Annotated in this window: 1 protein-coding gene; it reads right to left on the reverse strand. The window is 32.2% G+C overall.

Annotated elements, in window-relative coordinates; translation table 11 throughout:
• A partial coding sequence (locus tag CRV02_RS14425) for an ABC transporter permease (RefSeq protein WP_129090909.1) occupies window positions 1-466 on the reverse strand: 466 nt, incomplete at both ends.

Genomic DNA, 466 nt, shown 5'->3' on the forward strand with positions numbered 1-466 from the left:
TTTACAGATAAAGCAACTTCAAATAAAACTAATCCAAGTGCGATTCCAGTAACAAACTCACCTTTTCCTGTTTCTAATGCAATTGCAGTTGTAACAGTTCTAGTGTGATATTTAATATTTCCACCAACCATCATAGACATACCAATTTCTGTAATAATTCTTCCATAAGCAGTCATTGCTGCTGTCATAAGTCCAAATCTTGCTTCAATTAAAGTATCTATTAAAATCTGTTTAGAACTTGCTCCTAAACCTTTTAAAGAAACATAAAGTCTTTTATCTACAGCTTCAACTTGTATTGCAGTTAAAGCAATAATGATAGGTAATCCTAATACTATTTGCCCCATTATTATTACTCCTTGAGAAAAGAGTAAACCTAAACTACCAAGTGGTCCTACTTGAGATAACATTGTATATGCTATTAAACCTATTACAACTGTTGGAAGGGCTAAAAGAGTATCGACAATAG

It is taken from the genome of Arcobacter sp. CECT 8989, assembly GCF_004116715.1.
Taxonomy (GTDB): Bacteria; Campylobacterota; Campylobacteria; order Campylobacterales; family Arcobacteraceae; genus Halarcobacter.